The organism is Acinetobacter sp. NIPH 1852, assembly GCF_022549455.1.
Taxonomy (GTDB): domain Bacteria; phylum Pseudomonadota; class Gammaproteobacteria; order Pseudomonadales; family Moraxellaceae; genus Acinetobacter.
In genome coordinates this window covers 38,688-59,000 of sequence record NZ_JAKZGG010000021.1, presented here as the reverse complement: position 1 = coordinate 59,000, position 20,313 = coordinate 38,688, and the positions used below count along the sequence as shown (strand labels likewise).

Sequence of the window (20,313 nt, the reverse complement as noted above, 5' to 3'; positions counted from 1 at the left end):
GAATTTATGCATCTTTATGTGCTTACCAATTATGTCATCAAAACAAGCCAACCATTCGAGTAATGGAATCATTGGCTTAAGCACGATTCGGGTTATAAACTAAGATTTCTTAGTTATTGAAAAATAGAATAAAAATATTGATATAATCATAAAGCTTAGTCCTAACGAATATACTGTATAGACATACGCTGATTTATCACTAAAATAAAAAACGAGAAAGACACCCAACAAAAAAATAAATAAAATTAATAAATAACCTATTATTTTTCCAAGAACACTTTCCTTCTCTTTATTTACTTCTTGATTAAATTTAGATAGTTCATTTTTAAGAGTGAAAATTTTCTTGAAAATTAAAAAGATAAAAGTAAAGTTTAATACAGCAAATGTTGCATCAAAAAAGGTACCTATATTACTCTTCGTATAAACACCACAGTTTATAAATAACAAAAGTATCGAAAGACCAAGAGTCCATCCATAAAATGAAAACTCTTTGGTTCCATCCCTTTCCAAATAATCTAATAGCAGCTTCTTTCTTCCAATATCCATAAACACCCTAATATAAAATTTATCAATTAATCTACATTTTCTACTTTAAGCATGAATAGAGCTAAATTTAAAAAACTACGCTTTTATACATACGTTAAAATTTATGTGAAATTTATCTCAAAAATAAAAAAAGTCAACAAGAATTATTCTCATTCGTTAATAATTTTAATTTTCAAATGACAATAAAATCCGATGCAAAAAGTTACAGCGTATAATTATTTATAAAAAATATATTATTTATCAGTATTTTAAATTGTAAAAATATTTTATAACACCATTCCCCTCACTTACGCTTTTGACCTCAGTCAACGACTATTATCCTCATTTAAGTAATGCTGAAGCATTGAAAAAGGCAAACAACTGTGAGTTCCCTTTCTCTGTGTTCAAAATAGATAAAAGTAAGCGTGCACCATTTCTGGTGTACCTTAATGACTTTGCTGATGTTTTAAATAAACAGTATTCACAAGCTTCCAAAGACTTTGTTACGTTTCATCAATGAGGCGTAGCACCTCTTCCAACTGCATAATGTTCCTTCTAGCCTTTACGAAAACATAACGCTGCAAACTGCTCCAAGAATCATGCAAACTTACTTTTTGTATTTCAGGAATCGTAAAGCTTTGTTCTGTAAGTCTAGTACATCCTTCATGCCTTAAATCGTGAAAATGCAAATCCTCGATCCCTAACATATTACAAGCCTCACGAAACTCTTTGCCTAAACTCTTAGGATTCAAAGGTAAAAGTAAATTTTCATTGTGGCCTAACTTAAGCATTCTGCTACGAACCTCATGACCTATTAAACGTTCAATCATCGTTTTGCAGGGTTCTAAGACATCAAATGTCTTGTGGTTTCCTTTCGAGCCATTAGGATTTTTCAAATCATGAACTTTCCAATTTGACATGTTTTTCTCAGTTGTGCGGTAGCTTTATCAAAACTATATAAATCAATATCTATATCCCACATCACAGAGGCATGAGCCAAGAAATGAAGCAGCTCATGTTGCTGGGTACTTGTTGCAAGTGGGTCTAAATCCAAGTGAGGAATCCCAGCTTTTCTTAATGCGACGTGATCAGCCAAATGTACTGATTTTTTTTTTGTGATAATATTGCGCGCTATCGGAAATTTCTTAATTAAGAGTAGAGAATAGCGTTTCGTCCTTCCGTACTCGCTCCCAACCTCTTCTAAATATTTATCAATGGCATCTGCCAAGGTTAGGTCAATGAGTTGTTCTTTGCCTAATAGAATATCTGGATTTTCAACTTCTCTTTTCTTAATCCAGTTTTCCGCCATTTTCTTTGAATGGAAGGTTTTGCTTTCAGAATAGACTGGATATCCTTTTCGATTGACTCGGATAGCTACGCGGTAACTCAAACTACCATCAGCACCTTTTCTAGCTGTAACTGAACCCATAATTTACACCACAAACCTTTTCTTGGATTATGGTGTAAATGCAAACAGCAAAACCCACATTCATCGGTGTTACCATGCGTTTACGCAGATTCAAATACTAGATTTAAAGGCATGATTTTAAATGACTATTAGTAAAAACCTTAAAAACATTAGTAATCCAAGAATCAGTGTTGCCCCGATGATGGATTGGACAACCAAAGATTACCGTTTCTTTGCACGTTTATTTAATCCAAATGTGGTGCTGTATACGGAGATGGTCACTACGGGTGCAATCATTTATGGTGGAGCGAATCGTCATTTAGACTTCAATAAACAAGAACATCCGATCGTGTTGCAGCTCGGTGGTTCAAATCCACAAGAATTAGCCACTTGTACCAAAATGGCTGAAGACTGGGGCTATGATGAAGTCAATTTAAATGTCGGCTGCCCAAGTGATCGTGTTCAAAACAATAAGATCGGCGCATGCTTAATGGCTGAGCCAAATCTGGTTGCTGACTGTATTCATAGCATGCAAAAAGCGGTATCAATTCCTGTGACGGTCAAACATCGTATCGGCATCGATGACATGCACTCTTATGAAGAAATGCTGCATTTTGTTGATACCGTTGCAGCAACAGGATGTACTCACTTTATCGTACATGCGCGGATCGCAATCTTGCAGGGCTTATCGCCGAAAGAGAACCGTGAAGTGCCCCCTTTACGCTATGAAGATGTCTACCGCCTAAAACAAGAACGTCCACATCTTACTATTGAAATTAATGGTGGCATCAAAACCCTTGAGGAAACTCAACAACACCTACAACATGTCGATGGTGTGATGATTGGCCGTGAGGCTTATCACAACCCTTATTTGCTCGCGGAAATGGGACAGCTCTGGAATTTGCAAGCGCCAGACCGTTTTGAGATTATGCAGCAAATGATGCCGTATATTCATCAACGCATTGCTGAGGGTGCCCCACTCTCCATTATCACACGCCACATTTTGGGTTTATTTCAAAACTTACCGGGTGCTCGTAAATGGAGGCAAGCTCTGAGTGGTGGCAACGCAAAGACCATTATGGATATTGAACATGCGATTCAGAACATCCAAGTGGCGATGCAACGCACCGAAGACTATATTCGAGAACAGCAACACTAAAGCTTGTTCTCCATGCATGCGCAAGGGTGTCGCGTGAAGCTCATCCTCTTGCGTATCAAAATTTACTTTATAACAAGATCTTAAGCGATTTTAGCTAACTTCATATAAAGCTGAATAACGCCTAATTCGTACTTTAAAATCCAGATCTTCATCGTGAATACTCACAAAAGCCAATCACTTGTTAAATTTTCTAATGAATGATAAAAATCTTCAAATTTCACACAAAAAAATTAATACCATTATAAAACAAAGCTTTAGAATAAATAAAATGGATGATTTTTTGTTTTTTAGCACAAAAACGCTTATTTAATACACAATTTTGAAATATAATTTTACAAATTATTTTATCTAAAGTTAACACTCGCCAAACTAATGATAATTAATAAAAAAATTGTTCTGTGATTTAGCTAAGTTATCCCCAAGCCATCACAAATGATACATTATTACATTACAAAGGGGCTTTTCTGCTCTTTTTCGCTTACCATGTCTTTCGCCAAGAGTCTGGCATTAGTCTGGTTATTTAGAAATGCGATAGAGATTGAAGATGATTTATGATGCGCCCTCAGTTGATCACAGTATGGTTCACACCCCACCTCATCAAATGATTGTGACGACCAAAGATGTACCAAAACAGCCTTCACTCGATGTTATGGCATTTGCACAAAAGTTAACGCGCAGAGCGTCTTATCGTAGTTCATCTCAATGTGCCAAGTTCGTTAGAATCGCCTTACAATCTGCGGGTGCAAAAATCGTCAACCATCCTGTAGCTGCTTCTGACTGGGGTAGAACCTTACAAGAAATTGGCTATAAAAAAATTACCCCTGCTTTTGATAACCCACAGAAAGGTGATATCTATATTATTCACCGCACACAAAAACATCGTTATGGCCATATTGCTGGCTTCTCTGGCACACAATGGATTTCAGACTTTAAACAACGCAGTCACGATATATATAAAGATAAAAATGTGACTTATAGTTACTACCGCTTAGGTTCAAATTACATCTAAATTAAGCAAGGGCTGTAATCATCAACCCTTCTTTGCATCTAACTTTTTCAAAACCTCTGCCACTGCAACCATAGCAAAGCTTGATGTCACGACAACGGCTGACCCATAGCCACCACAGCGTAAGCCTGCACTTGGATTAAATGCGGCATCTCCCGACGTCGAACAAACTTCTGTATTTGAAAATGGATTATCGATTGAATACACACAAGTAATCCCAAACTTTTCTTTTGGTTTTTTACAGATGCCCTTAGAACGAAGTTGTGCTCGCAGCTTTGCCAACATCGGGTCTTGTTCAGTTTTAGATAAATCAGCCACCCGAATCTTAAGCGGATCAAGCTTGCCCCCAGCCCCACCCGATACAATCAATGGAATCTTGTTAAAGCGACAATGCAGCATCAACGCCAGTTTGGCTTTGACATCATCAATACAGTCTAAAATGATATCGGGAACAGGACTTAAAATCTCTTTGACATTTTCAGGTGTTAAATAGTCATCAATCACATTCACTGTCATGCGTGGATTGATCTGACGACAGCGCTCAGCCATCACTTCGATTTTTTCTTGTCCTAACGTTGAGGTCAATGCAGGAAGTTGACGGTTAATATTCGATGCAGCAATCACATCCATATCAACGAGCGTTAGCTGACCAATCCCTGTACGAGCCAGCGCTTCTACAGCCCAACTCCCTACGCCACCCACGCCGATCACCATCACATGACTGTTTTCATAATGGCTAAATGAACTTTCTCCATAAATCTTTGCCACACCAGCAAAACGGCGGTCATATTCATCATTTACAGGCACATCAGTCATAACAGTGGCGATCTATATCTTTCAATCAAAGCACTATTTTAACTCGTTTAATATGGTTTAGGTTAGGAAGATGAGACTTTGATTGCGAATCGATGACGTCCACTTAAAATAATCAATATTACCAAAATAAGAACACTGATTGATAAAGCCAGCAGATTAGCATTCATCCAGCCAACCTTCGTCAAAATCGGTGCAGGCAAGAAAGCACCGAGCGTCGCGAATAAGGCAATTATAGTTTCATTAATACCTTGCACACGATGCTTTTGCTGTTCGTTTAATCCTGCCAATAACGTAGATGCACCTGAATAAGCAAAGTTCCAGCCTACACCAAGCACAATCAGAGCGACATTAATATAAATTCCCTCTTGGCCAAATATTGGAATCAAAGAGGACAACATCAGCAAAACAAACCCGATATAAATCGTGCGATGTGTTCCCCAGCGTTGAATCAGCTTAGATACAAAGAATGAAGGAATAAACATGGCCAAGACATGTAACTGAATCGAGACAGAAGCATAGTGAAATGAATGATGTTCTTTCAAATGTAAGGAAGACATAATCATCATGACATTCATAATATAGTATGCAAATGCCCCACTAATCACTGCCACCACAATAAAATTGACAGGCAATTTAGCTCGCTGTAGCGACTCAGTCACGACTTGTTGTACTTGCTGTAATTTAAACTTCTGATTCCATACATATAGAATTGGCGACAACAATAATGCCAACACACTGAAAATTAAATAAATCGCAGTGAAATCAGGTAAGCCTTGCACCTGTTGAAATTGAATCGCCAAAACAGGCGCAATAATCGCTGCGACGACACCGCCAGAAATCACCATCGCTGTGGCTTTCGGGATTAAATCAGAAGCTAGACGATCAGAGGCAGCAAAACGGTAAAAGTTTGCAGTAGAAATAAATAAGCCCAGTGAAAAATGACTAAGGCACAATAAATAAAACTGTTCACTTTGTAATGCGAGATACCCAAACACACCCGCTAAAAAAAGACAAAAGCATCCAAACTGAAACACCAGATGTCGACCCAACTTTTTCATTAAAAATGAGAAGATAAAAGTCGTTAGCAACATAGCCAAAAATTGCAAACCATACGGTACTGTCGCCAAAGCCTGAGTGGGCGCAAGTTTTAAGCCAACAATCGCTGAAACTGTTACCGATAATACTGCTGCAATTAAATTAAATGCTTGTGCAACCAATAAATAATAAACATATCTCGGCAACTGATTCAAAGCCATCACCCTCACAGATTAATGGCTATCACCTTAACGTCGAAACGGTAAAATTCAAACAAAAAAAAAAAGATGAAAGACTAGCTTTCATCTTTTTACAACAACTTTTTTGGTGCTATGCAGCGATTAAATTCCGCAGTACATAATGCAAAATCCCACCCGCTTTAAAGTATTCCACCTCATTTAAGGTATCGATTCGGCATAACACCTTAAATTGCGCTTGGCTGCCGTCTTCTCGAATCACACTTACATCTAAAGCTTGATGTGGTTGAATCTCATCAGATAGACCGTGAATAGAGAGAACTTCTCGCCCGGTTAAATTTAACGACTGGCGTGTTTGCTCATCAATAAATTGAAGTGGTAATACGCCCATGCCAACAAGGTTTGAACGATGAATTCGCTCAAAGCTTTCTGCAATCACTGCTTTAATGCCAAGTAAATTTGTACCTTTCGCAGCCCAGTCTCTCGATGAGCCTGTGCCATATTCTTTACCTGCAATAATAATCAGCGGTGTTTGCTCCTGTTGATAACGCATAGAAGCATCATAAATCGACAATTTATCACCACTTGGTATATGAATAGTATTGCCGCCTTCTTCGCCACCTAACATTTCATTCTTAATTCGAATGTTGGCAAATGTTCCTCGCATCATCACTTCATGATTACCACGACGCGAACCATAGGAGTTAAAGTCATTCGGGTCTACGCCTTGTTCCTGTAAATAATGACCTGCTGGACTATCTTTCTTGATATTCCCCGCTGGAGAAATATGGTCAGTCGTTACTGAATCACCCAACACTGCCAAGATACGTGCCTGATCAATATTGGTGATTGCTTTGGGCGGTTGCTCAATTCCCTCAAAGAAAGGCGGATGGCGAATATAAGTCGAATTGTCCTGCCATGCATAAGTTTGGCTTTGCGGGATTTGAATCGCTTGCCACGTTTCATCACCATCAAATACTGCGGCATATTCTTTATGGAACATGGCGGTGGTGACTTGTTTCAGTGCTTGATCAATTTCAGCCTGACTTGGCCAAATGTCCTTCAGATAAACTTCTTGTCCCTCTTTTCCGATACCAATCGGCTGTGTGGTTAAATCGGTACGGATATTGCCAAGCAAACCATACGCCACCACCAAGGGCGGTGAAGCCAACCAGTTGGTTTTCACCAATGGATGTACACGGCCTTCAAAGTTACGATTGCCTGAAAGCACAGATGCTACATTTAAATCATGACATTGAATGGCTTCTTCAACAGGATCAGGCAAAGGTCCAGAATTACCAATACAGGTCGTACAACCATAACCCACAAGGTTATAACCCAATTGATCGAGGTATGGTGTCAATCCTGCTGCGGCCAAATAATCTGTCACCACTTTGGAACCGGGTGCGAGTGAGCTTTTTACCCAAGGTTTGCGTTGTAGGCCTTGTTCAATCGCCTTTTTCGCTAATAAACCTGCAGCCAACATAACACTTGGGTTCGAGGTGTTGGTACATGAAGTGATCGCGGATATCACCACATCGCCATGATTTAAAGGATATATCTGTCCATCAATGGTACAAGATGGACTCTCATGTGGAAGATTGGCCTGATGAGCTGCAACCGCTGTACCGCCACCACCTTCATTTTCCAATCGCTCTTTCATCTCTTGGGCTGGTTTTAATGTCAGCTCCATGAGCGCATTAAAGGTTTTGGGTACATCTGCCAGTAATACACGATCTTGTGGGCGCTTAGGACCAGCCATGCTTGCTTGCACCGTACTCATATCAAGACTCAATGTATCGGTAAAGACTGGCTCATCTCCCGCATTTCGCCATAAGCCTTGTGCTTTACTATATGCCTCAACCAAATCGATGCGTTCTTGTTGGCGACCAGTCAGTACCAAATACGCCAGTGTGACTTCATCAATAGGGAAGAAACCACAGGTTGCACCATATTCAGGTGCCATATTGGCAATCGTAGCACGGTCAGCGAGTGGCAAGTCCGCCAAACCATCCCCATAAAATTCAACAAATTTACCAACCACGCCTTTCTGACGAAGCATTTGGGTAATGGTTAAAACCAAGTCAGTTGCGGTAATGCCTTCATTGAGCTTACCAGTCAATTTAAAACCGATTACTTCAGGAATTAACATCGAAACAGGTTGTCCGAGCATGGCGGCTTCCGCTTCGATTCCGCCGACACCCCAACCCAATACGCCAAGTCCATTAATCATGGTGGTATGCGAATCTGTTCCAACTAAGGTATCTGGAAAAGCAAAGGTCTGCCCGTCTTCTTCGTTGAGCCAAACGGCTTGAGCCAAGTATTCTAAATTGACTTGGTGACAAATACCTGTACCCGGCGGCACTACACTGAAGTTATTAAATGCTGACTGCCCCCACCGTAAGAACTGATAACGCTCGCCATTGCGCTCCATTTCAATTCTGACGTTTACAGAAAATGCATTTTGATTGGCAAAATGATCGACCATGACCGAGTGATCAATCACCAAATCAACAGGTGACAATGGATTGATTCGATTCGGATCACCGCCTGCTTTGGCCATTGCTGCACGCATGGCGGCTAAATCGACCACCGCAGGTACACCGGTAAAATCTTGCATCAATACTCGCGCGGGTCGGTATTGAATTTCTTGATCGGAACTGCGCGTTTTTTGCCAGTCGACTAAGGCTTGGATATGTTCAACTTTTACACTTTCTTGGTCTTCAAAGCGAAGGAGATTCTCTAATAAAACTTTTAAAGATTTAGGTAGATGGTCAATATTACCAAGTGTCTGCGCGGCTCGTTTCAAGTTAAAAATTTGATATTGTTTTGAACCGACATCAAGCGTTTGTAATGCATTAAAACTATTGATTTTGCTATATCTGGCCATAGGATGATCCTCCCAGTTTGGCGATTTCATTCGTTTATTATGAAGTTCTTTATTTAATGTAAGCCAGTTTAGGAAATGCTGTGTTCCCTTTTAGTTATCTTATTTAAAATTACATGATTATTATTATATTAGAGACAGATATTAGTTGAGATGTAGCGCCTCAAATGAGTTGTGCCAGAGTTGCGCGGCAAGCTGTGTTTGGGGTAACTGTAGTGTTTGAGCCAAGCCTTCTAACACATAAGGCAAATTCACAGGTGTATTACGCGTTCTATGTTCGGTAGATGTCTGACAACACAACGGCGTCATATCAGGACAGTCTGTTTCAATCACCAAGTTTTCTATACCAATCGCATGTACCACTTGATGTAATTTTTTGGCATTTGGATTGGTAATTTGCCCAGTTACACCAATTTTAAAACCAAGTTTTACCAATGCCTTCGCTTCTTCAACACCACCACTAAAGGCATGTGCAATTCCACCCAATTTGAATTTTTTCGCTTTTAAGATCGCAAGGGTTTCTGCATGGGCTTTGCGAATATGGAGTAACACAGGCTTGTTATATTGGGCTGCCAACTCAAGCTGTGCGTTAAAATAATACTGTTGCTTGGCAAATAATTCGGGCTGTTTGTGTTGCTTTAAAAAAGTATCTAAACCAATCTCACCCACTGCAACACAATGATGTTGCTGTAAAATCTGTTCCAAATGATGTAAATGTTCTGACTGATGTTGCTCGATATAAAAAGGATGCAGACCGGGAGCTAAATGAGATCGAGGTACGTCTTGCCACTGTTGTAATTGTTGATGTTTGGCCATTAACTCATCAAAACGGGATGCAACAAATCCGATCAGAACCAAATCCTGCACACCCGCTTTTTTGGCTTGTCGCGCCAGTTGTTGCCGATCATGATCAAAATCAGCAACATCAAAATGGGTGTGGGTATCAAACAGTTGCATTAGGTCTTGCTTTTAGTATCTGCAACAACGGTCGAAGCTGCTGGTGCATCTACTTTTGGCAAATATTCAGGCTTGATTACCCCTTGTAATTGATCATACGGAATCACCAAGCGCGGTAAACCCACCACATAAGGACCGATTTCATATTCGCCGTATTGTAGGATTAAACCATTTTCGCCTAACAAGAAGTTATCGGTCATTTCAAATGGCCAAGCCTGCTCATATTCTTCAGGATTATTGGCTAGTTTAGAATCTACAATCCATGCCTTAAATGCATCATGGGTCAGCTTTTTCAAAGCTGCTTGCTGTTTTGCTAACAACAAATCATTGAGATTAATTTGCTTTTGATTGACCAAATCGAAATTATAATAACGTTGTGAAGTTGAGCCATGCGCTCCGCCCATATAACTACTACTATTCAATACCACCGTCGCCAAAGAGCCTTCTGTTTGTAATATCTTTGGTTTAACCAATAAACTAATTTGATGACTGATACTCAGCGCCTTTAACTCTTCATCAATTTTAATAAAAGCATTGGCGTAGTGCTGTACTTGTGTATCTAAATTTGGCTTTTGCTCAGCGGCTTGTACCGTCGATATGGCCTTATCTGCATCGACTACATCCAACATTTTGCTGAGTTGATCGAGGATTTGCTCATCCAGAAATTGATCAATAAATGAAAAATTACTCTGCAAACGTTCAACCACAAAATCAGGGCAAGTATTACCCTTACACTCTGGTAAAGTCAGTGCTACTTTTACACTCTCTCCACGCAATGTAGATTCTGTTTGCTGCTGTATCATCGCTGGGTCTTGTGACTGATCCTGTGATTCTTTTGGCTCTGATTTCGGTTGGCATGCTGCGAGTAAAATTGCACAAGTAAGCACACTATATTTATAAAAATTTTTCATCTAAACCTATCACCATTATTCGTATACAAGCTTTTTAAAATGCTATCTGACTTCGCTCGAAACTACCATAAACACATGCGATTTCTATACATATCTAAGCTAAGTTAGAACATTTGCTGATAAATATCGGGCTGTAACATCTGTTTCGTTTGCGCTGCTGTGAAATAAATATCTAGTTGCGGCGCATCTTTACTGATCTCATTGGCACGATAATGCAATCCAATGCCCTCGCCATCAAAGAACCAATCTGCTTGCCCCCAGTATAAGGTCTTTGGTACTTGTTTCTTCACTTCGATAGACTGTTGTTCAATCCATTTCTGATAATGGACTTGAATCACATCATGCATGGCACTTTGCTGCTTTTTTTGAATGACATCAAGCACCGTTAAATGCTTTTGTAATTTGCGATCGGCAACAAAGAAATAATAACGATCTTTTACTTCAATATCTTCTTGTTTGGTATCGACACCCACTTGTAACAAGACATACTGATTGCGTTGTGATGCAATTCGCGTATTTAAATGTAATGCATAGGCTTTATTTTCTGAATATTTATCCTGCCATTCATCAGACTTTTTCACATAAGCATTTATGGCTTGTTGTAGGGTCATACTTTGTTTGAGTTCTATTTGCTGTTGAATGACCATGGCTTGATTTCTCTCAATCCAAGTATTCAGCCATTCATCTTGAGTTTTAACGGTTTGAATATCAACATCAATACAATTTTTCTTTTCACAGAAAGGCAACGCATATTTCGCTTTGCTTTCTTGGATATTTAAATAAGGAAGGATCTCTGCTTTTTCAGTCTTTGCTGTTTTCGACTCAATCGTTTCTGCTGAGTCAGATTCATTTTTTTTAGGAGAATCACATGCTGTTAAAGCCATCATTCCAATCATTAACGTTATGCTGAAAATTGGTTTTAAAGCGTTCATATCATTATCCTTTATTTTTAAATCCCTCCTAACCTCCCTTTTAAAAGGGAGGTATATCACGAATTTAGATACCAATAGGACTCGTGACAAAGTCCCTCTTTTCTAAAGAGGGATTTAGGGAGATTCTAATGTTCTCGCGTACTGCTAAATTGAATATCAGGCCAACGCTCTTGCATCAACTGCAAATTGACACGGCTTGGCGCAAGATAAGTGAGGTGACCACCACCATCTACTGACAGCTGATCATGCGCCTTTTTCTTAAACTCATTGAAGATTTTTTCATCATCACAATGCACCCAACGCACAGTGTGAACACTCACTGGCTCATAGATACAGTCTACTTTATATTCTTCTTTCAGACGGTAAGCAACCACATCAAACTGTAACACACCCACTGCACCAACAATGAGATCGTTACTAATTTGCGGCATAAACACCTGCGTTGCGCCTTCTTCAGACAACTCTTTCAAGCCTTTTTGCAATTGCTTCGACTTTAATGGATCACGCAAACGGACACGGCGGAACATTTCAGGTGCAAAGTGAGGAATACCTGTGAAATGAAGGTTCTCACCGCTGGTAAAAGTATCACCAATTTGAATAGTGCCATGGTTGTGTAAACCAATAATGTCACCCGGCCAAGCTTCTTCTAGTTGTTCACGCTCACCAGCAAGGAAAGTCAAAGCATCACTAATACGCACGTCTTTGCCGATACGCACATGATTCATTTTCAAACCTTTTTCATATTTCCCTGAGCAGATACGCATAAAGGCAATACGGTCACGATGCTTCGGATCCATGTTGGCTTGGATTTTGAAGACAAAACCAGTAAAGCCAGCTTCATTGGCATCCACAACACGTTCTTGCGCAGGATGTGCCTTCGGTTCAGGCGCCCAATTGATAAAAGCATCAAGGACATGGTCAACTGCGAAGTTACCCAATGCTGTACCAAACAAAACTGGGGTCTGCTTCCCTTGTAAGAATAACTCTCGGTCTAAAGGCTCATTTGCCATCTGCACCAATTCAAGAGATTCTTCAAAAGATGCCCACGCTAAATCGCCGACTTTTTCACGAATATCAGGATAGTCATAACCATCACGCACTTCGATATCAGTAATGGTTGAGCCAAAACCTGCTTTATACACATACAATTTATTTTCGAGCAGATTATATACGCCCGCAAAATCACGCCCCATACCTAACGGCCATGTAATCGGTACACAGCGAATTTTTAGGACGTTTTCAATTTCATCGAGCAATTCTAACGGTTCACGAATTTCACGGTCCATTTTATTCACGAATGAAATGATCGGTGTATCACGCATACGACACACTTCCATCAATTTAATGGTACGTTCTTCGACCCCTTTTGCACCATCGATCACCATCAACGCAGAGTCAACGGCGGTCAAAGTACGATAAGTATCTTCAGAGAAATCTTCGTGTCCCGGTGTATCGAGAAGGTTAATGGTGTGCTTTTTATAAGGGAATTGCATCACAGAGGTGGTAATCGAAATACCACGTTCTTTTTCCATTTCCATCCAGTCCGATGTTGCTGCACGGTCAGATTTACGGCTTTTCACCATACCTGCAACTTGAATCGCTTTACCCCATAACAGCAATTTTTCTGTCATGGTGGTTTTACCCGCATCGGGGTGGGAAATGATCGCAAAGGTGCGTCGTTGGGCAACTTGTGCCGCTAATTCATCTTTAAACATGAGAAAAATCTTCAATATGCACACAGTTATGTACACATCTTTTTAATATGTACTAACTGAAAAAGTGAGAATTCAAAATTGGCGCAATTGTAGCAGATTTATAGAACTTATTTATTGATTGTTGATAGGTCTTAAATTATCCATAAAACAATCATCTTCATGATTTTCTAAGGTACGTAGATGTCTTGAATTAAGTACTCGAATACACCATCAGTCTCAAATACTCTAATCGAAAGAATTAAATCGCTACGCCCTTCTCTTTCGGTAAAAAGATCAAGAATGACATACCAATAATCCCCCATCCATAACGCTTGTGAGCTGTGCCACGTTTCATCGGGCAAGCTCACTAATGTTTCACCATAATCGGTAATATTTTCAGCAATTTCTTGCAGATGCTCTAACTCAAGTAATTGAACACCTTCAATATGATGAATAGAAACCAAATCATTATGTTTAAAAGCCTCTATTATTCTTATAAGCGTCTTTCTCCAAACAGTAGGCACTGGAGTAGCAGAATCTTCATTATATGAAACAGGAACATCAGTGCTCATATATTCACTACCATTTTATGCAAAAGATGATGATAACAAGTTAGATAAGTTAAGTATTTTTTCGGTATTAAAGATTTGTATCTACATAACTTTTACTATCAAACAAATTAAATCAACAAACTGCTATCTAGTGCTTATATTAGAAATAATTTCATCTGTCCAAATTTAGAACATCACAGTCAACAAGTATGTCTTTATCTCAAATAATGATTGAATTAGGATGAGTCTCTATCAATGGACACATTCAACTCCATCCTCATCCTTATAAGAGTAAAAAAATGTCTCAACAAGATTTTGAAAATGGGTTAAAAGTTCGTACTGAAGTTATGGGTGAAACCTTTGTGAAACGCGCTCAGGACAATACTGTACCGTTCACGCAACCCCTACAGGACTGGATTAATGAACATGCTTGGGGTTCAACTTGGCAACGTGAAGGTGTATTGCCACGTAAATATCGCTCACTGATTACCATTGCATTCTTAACTGCACTCAAAAGCCCGACTGAGCTAAAAGGTCATATTCGCGGTGCGTTGAATAATGGTGCGAGTATTGAAGAAATTCAGGAAGTTTTATTGCATAGCCTACCGTATTGCGGTGCGCCAGCAACTCAAGAAGCATTTCGAGCAGCACTTGAAGTGATCAATGAATACACACCTGAATCTTAAATTGAATCTCGTTACTTGATCTAAATACCAACAGCAAAATTGGTTCATCACGACTTAAACGCCGAATGATTGCTATTTGGCGTTTTACATTTCATTTCTAATCAAATGAAGTATTCAAACAACAAAGAAGCTTCAAATCAGCAGTAAATGTCCTCCAATATCAATCAAATAAATTTCAAGCACAATTAATACACTTTTTGCCATCTTATTTACTGCATGGAGTGACTAAGATGGCATAGATGATGAATGAGATCTTTTGAATTAAGTTTGAAGATAATGGAGTATTCAGTTGAGTAAAAAAATACAATCCAATCGTGATGGCATACAATTCCCAATACCGTCTGGTAAAAAGTCCCCCAGCACAACACATACCGCAAAACAAATTTTAAAGTCTGCACTGCAAAGCGTAGACTCCCCTTTCGTCTCACAACTCGCCAGTGAAAAAAACTGGAGAAAAAATTATCCTGTCTACTTTCAAGAGTTAGTCAAAACAGGGATTGAGTCTGTAGACCATCCTGCACGTATCGCAAAGCAAGGATTAGATACTGCTAAAGCATTATTTAACTTTAATCGAGCTGAAAAAAGTGACACTTTAAGTCATGCAATGATCAATATTAAAGATCAACCTTTTGAAAAACTCATATTAAAAGGCACAGGTAGCTCGACGATTGAACCTTGGTTTATTCCTTATAATGGTAAGAAATTACAAGGTGCTGCATTATTGCAACAAATTGATCTGTGGGAGCAACAACAGGTAATCGAACCCTGCCATGCCAAAGCATTACGCTTACTGCATGAACACCCTGAATGGTTTGATTTATCTGCTCGAACCATGGTGTTATTTGGTGCTGCCTCTGAAGCTGGGCCTCTCAGTTGGCTAGCAAAGTGGCGTGCCAATATTGTCGCGATTGATTTACCCAATCCTGCAATATGGGAAAAAATTACCAATACCGTCAAACAAGGCAATGCGACCTTGATCGCCCCACAAATCAGAACAGCAAACAACGGACAACAACTCGGGGCAAACTTACTCACCCAAACACCTGAAATTGCCAATTGGTTAAATAGCTTTACCGAAACTTTAGATTTGGCTGGGATCGCGTATTTGGATGGTGAAAAGCATGTTCGTGTTTCCATCGCCATGATCAGCATCATGGAACAAGTCAGCCAGCAAAAACCCGATAGCAGCATTATGTTTATGCTGACACCAACCGATATTTATGCGATTCCCAAATCGGTGGTGCAATCTATTCAAGATAAAATTAAACAACGCCCAATGATCGAAAAACTACTGACTAAATCGATTCATAATATTTCGCTCACTCACTTTTTTAAACCAAACTCTAAACAACTGATTAAGTCAGATAATGGCCAACAATACGGCATTTCAGATTGTATGGTGATTGAACAAGGTCCGAACTATGCGTTGGCCAAACGACTGCAACAATGGTTTGCAATTTCAGCACGCGCACGTGGTCAAAAGACAGTGATCAATATTGCTCCATCAACAACAACCCACTCAGTGGTTAAAAATCCAATATTGAAAGCTGCCTTTTCTGGCGCTGACTTATTTAAAGTTGAAACCTTTAGTCCCGAAACCACCAATGCGATTATGGCGGCACTCTGGGTTCATGATCTGAACAATCCTGAGAGTGCAACCAATCCTGAAAAAGTGTTAGCTCATCCATTGGAACTGATTATGGAAAATGCCAACCACGGTGGCCTATGGCATGTACCGTATTTGGCCAGAACTGCACTGCCTTTTGCCGCAGCTTATGGCTGGGTAAGAGAAAAGTTTTGAGTACCTACGTTAGCAGCTATTCATAGATGCCTGGATCTGCACAAATAGATCCGTCTTTTATGCAGATCCACTTGTTGAACATCCTAAATTGATCATTTTGGGGGATAAGTTAAGCAGATGAGTCACTGAGCTCATCTCATTTTTCTTCTAAGATGCGGCTACTGAATAGCAACCTTAGAGTTTTAGCTTCCAATGACTCAATTGCCGAAAGTTAAACAACGTTTACTTCACTCCAAAACTGCACAAAAAATGCTAAATAGCCCGACTGGTCAGCAAACACGCCATATCGTTTCTAATGCTGCGGATCGCTTGTTACGCGGACATCAACTTGCCTTATCAGGTAAAACACCATTTGACGTTGTTTATCAACGTGAAATCATTAGTTTACGTTATTACGCAGCAGATATAGGCGCAGCGCAAAAACACCGAATTCCATTGGTTATTGTGCCGCCTTTAGCTGCAAATATGCTGATTTACGATTTATTTCCTTCACGTAGCTTAGTCCGTTATTTTCAATCACAAGGTTTTGAGCTTTACTTGATCGATTGGGGTACACCGAGTTTGCGCCAAGCCAAATACAATTTAGGCACTTACGTAAAAACGTTTATGCCTGACTTTATCGAAAAAATCCGAGAACATAGTGGTCAGCAACAACTGTCACTGTATGGCTGGAGTTTAGGTGGTGCCCTTTCACTCTGCTATACCTCGTTATTTAAAGATAAAAATATAAAAAACTTAGTCATTTTAGCCTCACCGATTAACACCCATCAATCAGGTTATATGGGCAAGCTATACCAACGCTTAACCATTCCTGCGCAATGGATTCGCAACAACACCAATTTTCGTATTAAACAAATCCCAAGCCGTGTCTTTCATATTCATGGTTGGCAGAACACCCTTGGTTTTAAACTAACAGACCCTATCGGTAACTTTAAAAATTATTGGGAACTGGTCAGAAATCTGAATGATCGCCAATTTGTGATTAACCATGCAACCTCAAGCTCTTTTGTCGATAACATGCTGGCCTATCCAGGTGGTGTTATGCGAGATATTATTTTACGCTTCTGGATCGATAATGAGTTGTCGACGGGTTCAGTTCAATTCGGTGAACAGACTGCCAACTTAAAAGATATCGACTGCTCGGTACTCGCGGTCGGTGGTAATACTGATATTATCGTCACCACTGAAGCGATACGCCCATTAATGGACCTCATTAGCAGTGAAGATAAGCAGTTTAAAATCGTCGCAGGCGGACATATGGGACTTGTCTCAGGCAATCAAGCACCTCAAACCGTTTGGCCTGTGGTGACTGATTGGTTAGTTCAACGCTCTGATTAGTATTTATATGTATTGGCAAGGTTGCGATCACTTCAGAATAGATCCAATCTTGCTTCAATACGATCTTAGATTGAATAAATAATCGATATCCTAAGCAAAGTGCTGTTGGCGATGTAACACCAAACTCTCAATATTGACAGGTGTCCCCAATAAATATCCTTGTAACTGATGGCAGCCCAGCTTGGTTAAAATATCAGCTTGCTGTTGGGTTTCTACCCCTTCTGCAGTTACCGTCAAACCGAGTTTTGCAGCAAGATGAATAATACTTTCTAAAATTGCTTCTTCTTTAGAGTTGGGCTGTAAATCGATGATAAAACCCCGATCTATTTTCAGCTCATCTACAGGTAAGTCTTTTAAATATAAAAAGCTTGAATAACCTGTACCAAAATCATCGATTGCAATACGGATACCCAGCTGACGTAAACGCTCCAAGGTACGAATGCTCGAATCAATATGATGCATTGCAGTTGACTCAGTGATTTCTAAAATCAGATGCTGAGGTTGAATAGCATATTGTTCAATCAGTTGTTCTAAGACACCAAAGAGTTTTTTATTTTCAAATTGAAGCGCCGATAAATTGACTGCAATGGGATAAAATGGACTATTTTCTTGTTCCCATTTCTGAATTTGCTGACAAGCCTGTTCCAAAGCCCAATACCCCATGGGAATAATTAAACCAGTTTTCTCCGCCCCATCAATAAACATGTGTGGTGTTAGCAATCCTAAACTTGGGTGATTCCAACGAATCAGTGCCTCAACACCACATACCTCATAATTTGCCGTAAATTTAGGTTGATAAAATAAAATGAACTGCTGCTCATCCACTGCTTTATACAAATCATTGATCAATTTTGATTGACTACGGACATCTTGTTGATCCGTCATCGCATGAAACATGGTGTAGGTATTACGTCCCTGATCTTTAGACATCAACATGGCAATATCCGCATTAATCAGGAGATCTTGCACATTGGTTCCATGCTCAGGATACATCGCGATGCCAAGACTCGCAGAGATATTAATATCTTTACCTGCAATCAAGTAAGTTTCCTGAATGAAGTACAAAATACGTTCTGCTAGTTGCATCGCATCATTGCTGTCGGTGTTTTCCGAAATCAAGACAAACTCATCACCACCAATACGAAATAACCTTTGATTGGCATTGAGTTGATTATGTAAACGATTTGCCATTTGAATCAGTAATTGATCACCAACATGATGACCAAAAGCATCATTCACAGATTTAAAGCGGTCTAAATCAATATATAAAAAAGCCACTTTCTGTTCACGTAAACGATGATGAGTAAAAACAACCTCGGCATAATCGGTTAGATATAAACGATTGGGCAATTTAGTTAATGCATCATGTAAAGACTGTGTCGCAAGCTCTTTATTGATTAAAGTGAGTTGTTGATTGCGTTGCTCTAATCGAGCTTCCAATATAGCTACCGCGAAACCAGCGACAAAAACTAAACTGGTAATGACAATAATCGTGAATAATAAAACGCTTTGTTCAGTTTGTGCAGGAGTAATTACTTTAACGAGGTTTTCATTAAAGTACGTTGCAGCCATGCCGATATAGTGCATGCCAACGATACTCAATGCCATTAATACAGCAACAATTACTTTTAAAGTAATTCTATAATTCACCGCAGCTTTATATTTAAAAATAAAAAAGAAACTTAGTCCTGAACCACTAATTGCGATCAAAATCGAGCAGATCACAAGCAATGGATCATAATACATCTGATGATATTTAACGGTGAGCGCCATCATCCCCGTATAATGCATGCCAGATATCCCAAGCCCCATAAAAACAGCGCCTAGAATCAAACGAGCAAGAGGTAAAGTTTGACGCGAAGTCAACCATACCGCAAAGACAGAGGCGACCGCTCCAATCAGATAAGAGAGAACCGTCAAACCAACATCAAAATGATATCCTTCTGGCAAATGGCTAGCCAGCATCCCCACAAAATGCATCGACCATATCGCTAGGCCTAAAATCAGACCACTCGCTACTAAAATGCTTTTTTCAAACTTTTTATAAGCAGCTTTAAAAACGAGCTCTTCCATTGAAACTGCAGCGTAACAGATCACGACTGCAACCAGAATGGAAACGATGACCAATGTGCTATCGTAATCAACGTGTACCATAAAGGACTTCCATGATTATTCAGTACTTTTTTTTATTTACTGAGCAAATTGCTCAAAATCAGAACGATCCTTCACACTCAAAGAAATATGAAGTTTATCTTCATAAACTTTTCCTAACAATAACATCATCTAGCATAAGGTCAAGTCTTTTTCACTTTATAAATCAATAGAATAAAAACATAAAATACAGTTTATTCCTATAAAAAATATTGTTTCCCCCGTTCCATTTTTTTATCTAAAGACTTACTTTATTTTT

Annotated in this window: 16 protein-coding genes and 1 pseudogene; 6 read left to right on the top strand and 11 right to left on the bottom strand. The window is 39.4% G+C overall.

Annotation, left to right across the window (positions count from 1 at the left end):
- Positions 1–99 precede the first annotated feature (99 nt).
- Positions 100–546 carry a hypothetical protein gene (locus MMO38_RS14450; protein WP_241323986.1) on the bottom strand — a complete coding sequence of 149 codons (447 nt, stop codon included), beginning with the start codon at positions 544–546 and terminating at the stop codon, positions 100–102.
- Positions 547–814: 268 nt separating this feature from the next.
- On the opposite strand from MMO38_RS14450, the gene MMO38_RS14445 reads away from it, so the two are divergent.
- Complete coding sequence (locus tag MMO38_RS14445; RefSeq protein WP_081398965.1) at positions 815–1,045, top strand: pyocin activator PrtN family protein; 231 nt, start codon at positions 815–817, stop codon at positions 1,043–1,045.
- On the opposite strand, the pseudogene MMO38_RS14440 reads toward MMO38_RS14445, so the two are convergent.
- Positions 1,029–1,954, bottom strand: a pseudogene (locus MMO38_RS14440) (tyrosine-type recombinase/integrase). The gene MMO38_RS14445 and the pseudogene MMO38_RS14440 overlap by 17 nt on opposite strands.
- A gap of 121 nt (positions 1,955–2,075) precedes the next feature.
- Here MMO38_RS14440 and dusA point away from each other — a divergent pair.
- Together dusA and MMO38_RS14430 are read left to right on the top strand one after the other, a co-directional pair.
- Entirely contained in the window at positions 2,076–3,092 is a 1,017-nt protein-coding gene (gene dusA, locus MMO38_RS14435; protein WP_241323985.1) for a tRNA dihydrouridine(20/20a) synthase DusA, read from the top strand.
- 544 nt (positions 3,093–3,636) lie between these two features.
- Entirely contained in the window at positions 3,637–4,101 is a 465-nt protein-coding gene (locus tag MMO38_RS14430; protein WP_004672716.1) for a CHAP domain-containing protein, read from the top strand.
- Between the two features lie 21 nt (positions 4,102–4,122).
- Here MMO38_RS14430 and MMO38_RS14425 read toward each other — a convergent pair whose 3' ends face one another.
- The 8 genes from MMO38_RS14425 to MMO38_RS14390 form a co-directional block, all read right to left on the bottom strand.
- The gene (locus MMO38_RS14425; protein WP_241323984.1) at positions 4,123–4,914 is read right to left on the bottom strand and encodes a tRNA threonylcarbamoyladenosine dehydratase; all 792 of its coding nucleotides are present in this window, start codon (positions 4,912–4,914) and stop codon (positions 4,123–4,125) included.
- A 62-nt stretch (positions 4,915–4,976) separates the two neighbouring features.
- Positions 4,977–6,170 carry an MFS transporter gene (locus MMO38_RS14420; RefSeq protein WP_241323983.1) on the bottom strand — a complete coding sequence of 398 codons (1,194 nt, stop codon included), beginning with the start codon at positions 6,168–6,170 and terminating at the stop codon, positions 4,977–4,979.
- 109 nt (positions 6,171–6,279) lie between these two features.
- Positions 6,280–9,036: an aconitate hydratase AcnA gene (gene acnA / locus MMO38_RS14415; protein ID WP_241323982.1), complete on the bottom strand. Its 2,757-nt coding sequence runs from the start codon at positions 9,034–9,036 to the stop codon at positions 6,280–6,282.
- 141 nt (positions 9,037–9,177) lie between these two features.
- Positions 9,178–9,990: a TatD family hydrolase gene (locus MMO38_RS14410; protein ID WP_241323981.1), complete on the bottom strand. Its 813-nt coding sequence runs from the start codon at positions 9,988–9,990 to the stop codon at positions 9,178–9,180.
- Positions 9,990–10,901 (bottom strand): RsiV family protein, encoded by a 912-nt coding sequence (locus MMO38_RS14405; protein ID WP_241323980.1) that lies wholly within the window; start codon positions 10,899–10,901, stop codon positions 9,990–9,992. The genes MMO38_RS14410 and MMO38_RS14405 overlap by 1 nt, the downstream gene beginning before the upstream one ends.
- A 104-nt stretch (positions 10,902–11,005) precedes the next feature.
- Positions 11,006–11,833: a hypothetical protein gene (locus MMO38_RS14400; protein WP_241323979.1), complete on the bottom strand. Its 828-nt coding sequence runs from the start codon at positions 11,831–11,833 to the stop codon at positions 11,006–11,008.
- Positions 11,834–11,958: 125 nt separating this feature from the next.
- Entirely contained in the window at positions 11,959–13,548 is a 1,590-nt protein-coding gene (locus MMO38_RS14395) for a peptide chain release factor 3 (protein ID WP_005198595.1), read from the bottom strand.
- Positions 13,549–13,715: 167 nt separating this feature from the next.
- The gene (locus MMO38_RS14390; RefSeq protein ID WP_241323978.1) at positions 13,716–14,099 is read right to left on the bottom strand and encodes a hypothetical protein; all 384 of its coding nucleotides are present in this window, start codon (positions 14,097–14,099) and stop codon (positions 13,716–13,718) included.
- Between the two features lie 278 nt (positions 14,100–14,377).
- On the opposite strand from MMO38_RS14390, the gene MMO38_RS14385 reads away from it, so the two are divergent.
- The 3 genes from MMO38_RS14385 (at position 14,378) to MMO38_RS14375 (ending at position 17,903) form a co-directional block, all read left to right on the top strand.
- On the top strand, positions 14,378–14,764 hold the full coding sequence (locus MMO38_RS14385) for a carboxymuconolactone decarboxylase family protein (RefSeq protein ID WP_241323977.1): 387 nt from the start codon (positions 14,378–14,380) through the stop codon (positions 14,762–14,764).
- Between the two features lie 289 nt (positions 14,765–15,053).
- Positions 15,054–16,565 carry a hypothetical protein gene (locus MMO38_RS14380; protein WP_241323976.1) on the top strand — a complete coding sequence of 504 codons (1,512 nt, stop codon included), beginning with the start codon at positions 15,054–15,056 and terminating at the stop codon, positions 16,563–16,565.
- Positions 16,566–16,757: 192 nt separating this feature from the next.
- Positions 16,758–17,903, top strand: coding sequence for an alpha/beta fold hydrolase (locus MMO38_RS14375; protein WP_241323975.1), 1,146 nt, complete (start codon positions 16,758–16,760; stop codon positions 17,901–17,903).
- Positions 17,904–17,993: 90 nt separating this feature from the next.
- On the opposite strand, the gene MMO38_RS14370 is transcribed toward MMO38_RS14375, so the two are convergent.
- Positions 17,994–20,057, bottom strand: a complete 2,064-nt coding sequence (locus MMO38_RS14370) for an EAL domain-containing protein (RefSeq protein WP_241323974.1) — start codon at positions 20,055–20,057, stop codon at positions 17,994–17,996.
- Positions 20,058–20,313: the final 256 nt, after the last annotated feature.

What these genes read in the sequence shown, in the direction of transcription:
- MMO38_RS14450 (WP_241323986.1), bottom strand. Translation starts at nt 546, where the DNA reads ATGGATATTGGAAGAAAGAAGCTGCTATTAGATTATTTGGAAAGGGAT.
- dusA (WP_241323985.1), top strand. Translation starts at nt 2,076, where the DNA reads ATGACTATTAGTAAAAACCTTAAAAACATTAGTAATCCAAGAATCAGT.
- MMO38_RS14430 (WP_004672716.1), top strand. Translation starts at nt 3,637, where the DNA reads ATGATTTATGATGCGCCCTCAGTTGATCACAGTATGGTTCACACCCCA.
- MMO38_RS14425 (WP_241323984.1), bottom strand. Translation starts at nt 4,914, where the DNA reads ATGACTGATGTGCCTGTAAATGATGAATATGACCGCCGTTTTGCTGGT.
- MMO38_RS14420 (WP_241323983.1), bottom strand. Translation starts at nt 6,170, where the DNA reads ATGGCTTTGAATCAGTTGCCGAGATATGTTTATTATTTATTGGTTGCA.
- acnA (WP_241323982.1), bottom strand. Translation starts at nt 9,036, where the DNA reads ATGGCCAGATATAGCAAAATCAATAGTTTTAATGCATTACAAACGCTT.
- MMO38_RS14410 (WP_241323981.1), bottom strand. Translation starts at nt 9,990, where the DNA reads ATGCAACTGTTTGATACCCACACCCATTTTGATGTTGCTGATTTTGAT.
- MMO38_RS14405 (WP_241323980.1), bottom strand. Translation starts at nt 10,901, where the DNA reads ATGAAAAATTTTTATAAATATAGTGTGCTTACTTGTGCAATTTTACTC.
- MMO38_RS14400 (WP_241323979.1), bottom strand. Translation starts at nt 11,833, where the DNA reads ATGAACGCTTTAAAACCAATTTTCAGCATAACGTTAATGATTGGAATG.
- MMO38_RS14395 (WP_005198595.1), bottom strand. Translation starts at nt 13,548, where the DNA reads ATGTTTAAAGATGAATTAGCGGCACAAGTTGCCCAACGACGCACCTTT.
- MMO38_RS14390 (WP_241323978.1), bottom strand. Translation starts at nt 14,099, where the DNA reads ATGAGCACTGATGTTCCTGTTTCATATAATGAAGATTCTGCTACTCCA.
- MMO38_RS14385 (WP_241323977.1), top strand. Translation starts at nt 14,378, where the DNA reads ATGTCTCAACAAGATTTTGAAAATGGGTTAAAAGTTCGTACTGAAGTT.
- MMO38_RS14375 (WP_241323975.1), top strand. Translation starts at nt 16,758, where the DNA reads ATGACTCAATTGCCGAAAGTTAAACAACGTTTACTTCACTCCAAAACT.
- MMO38_RS14370 (WP_241323974.1), bottom strand. Translation starts at nt 20,057, where the DNA reads ATGGTACACGTTGATTACGATAGCACATTGGTCATCGTTTCCATTCTG.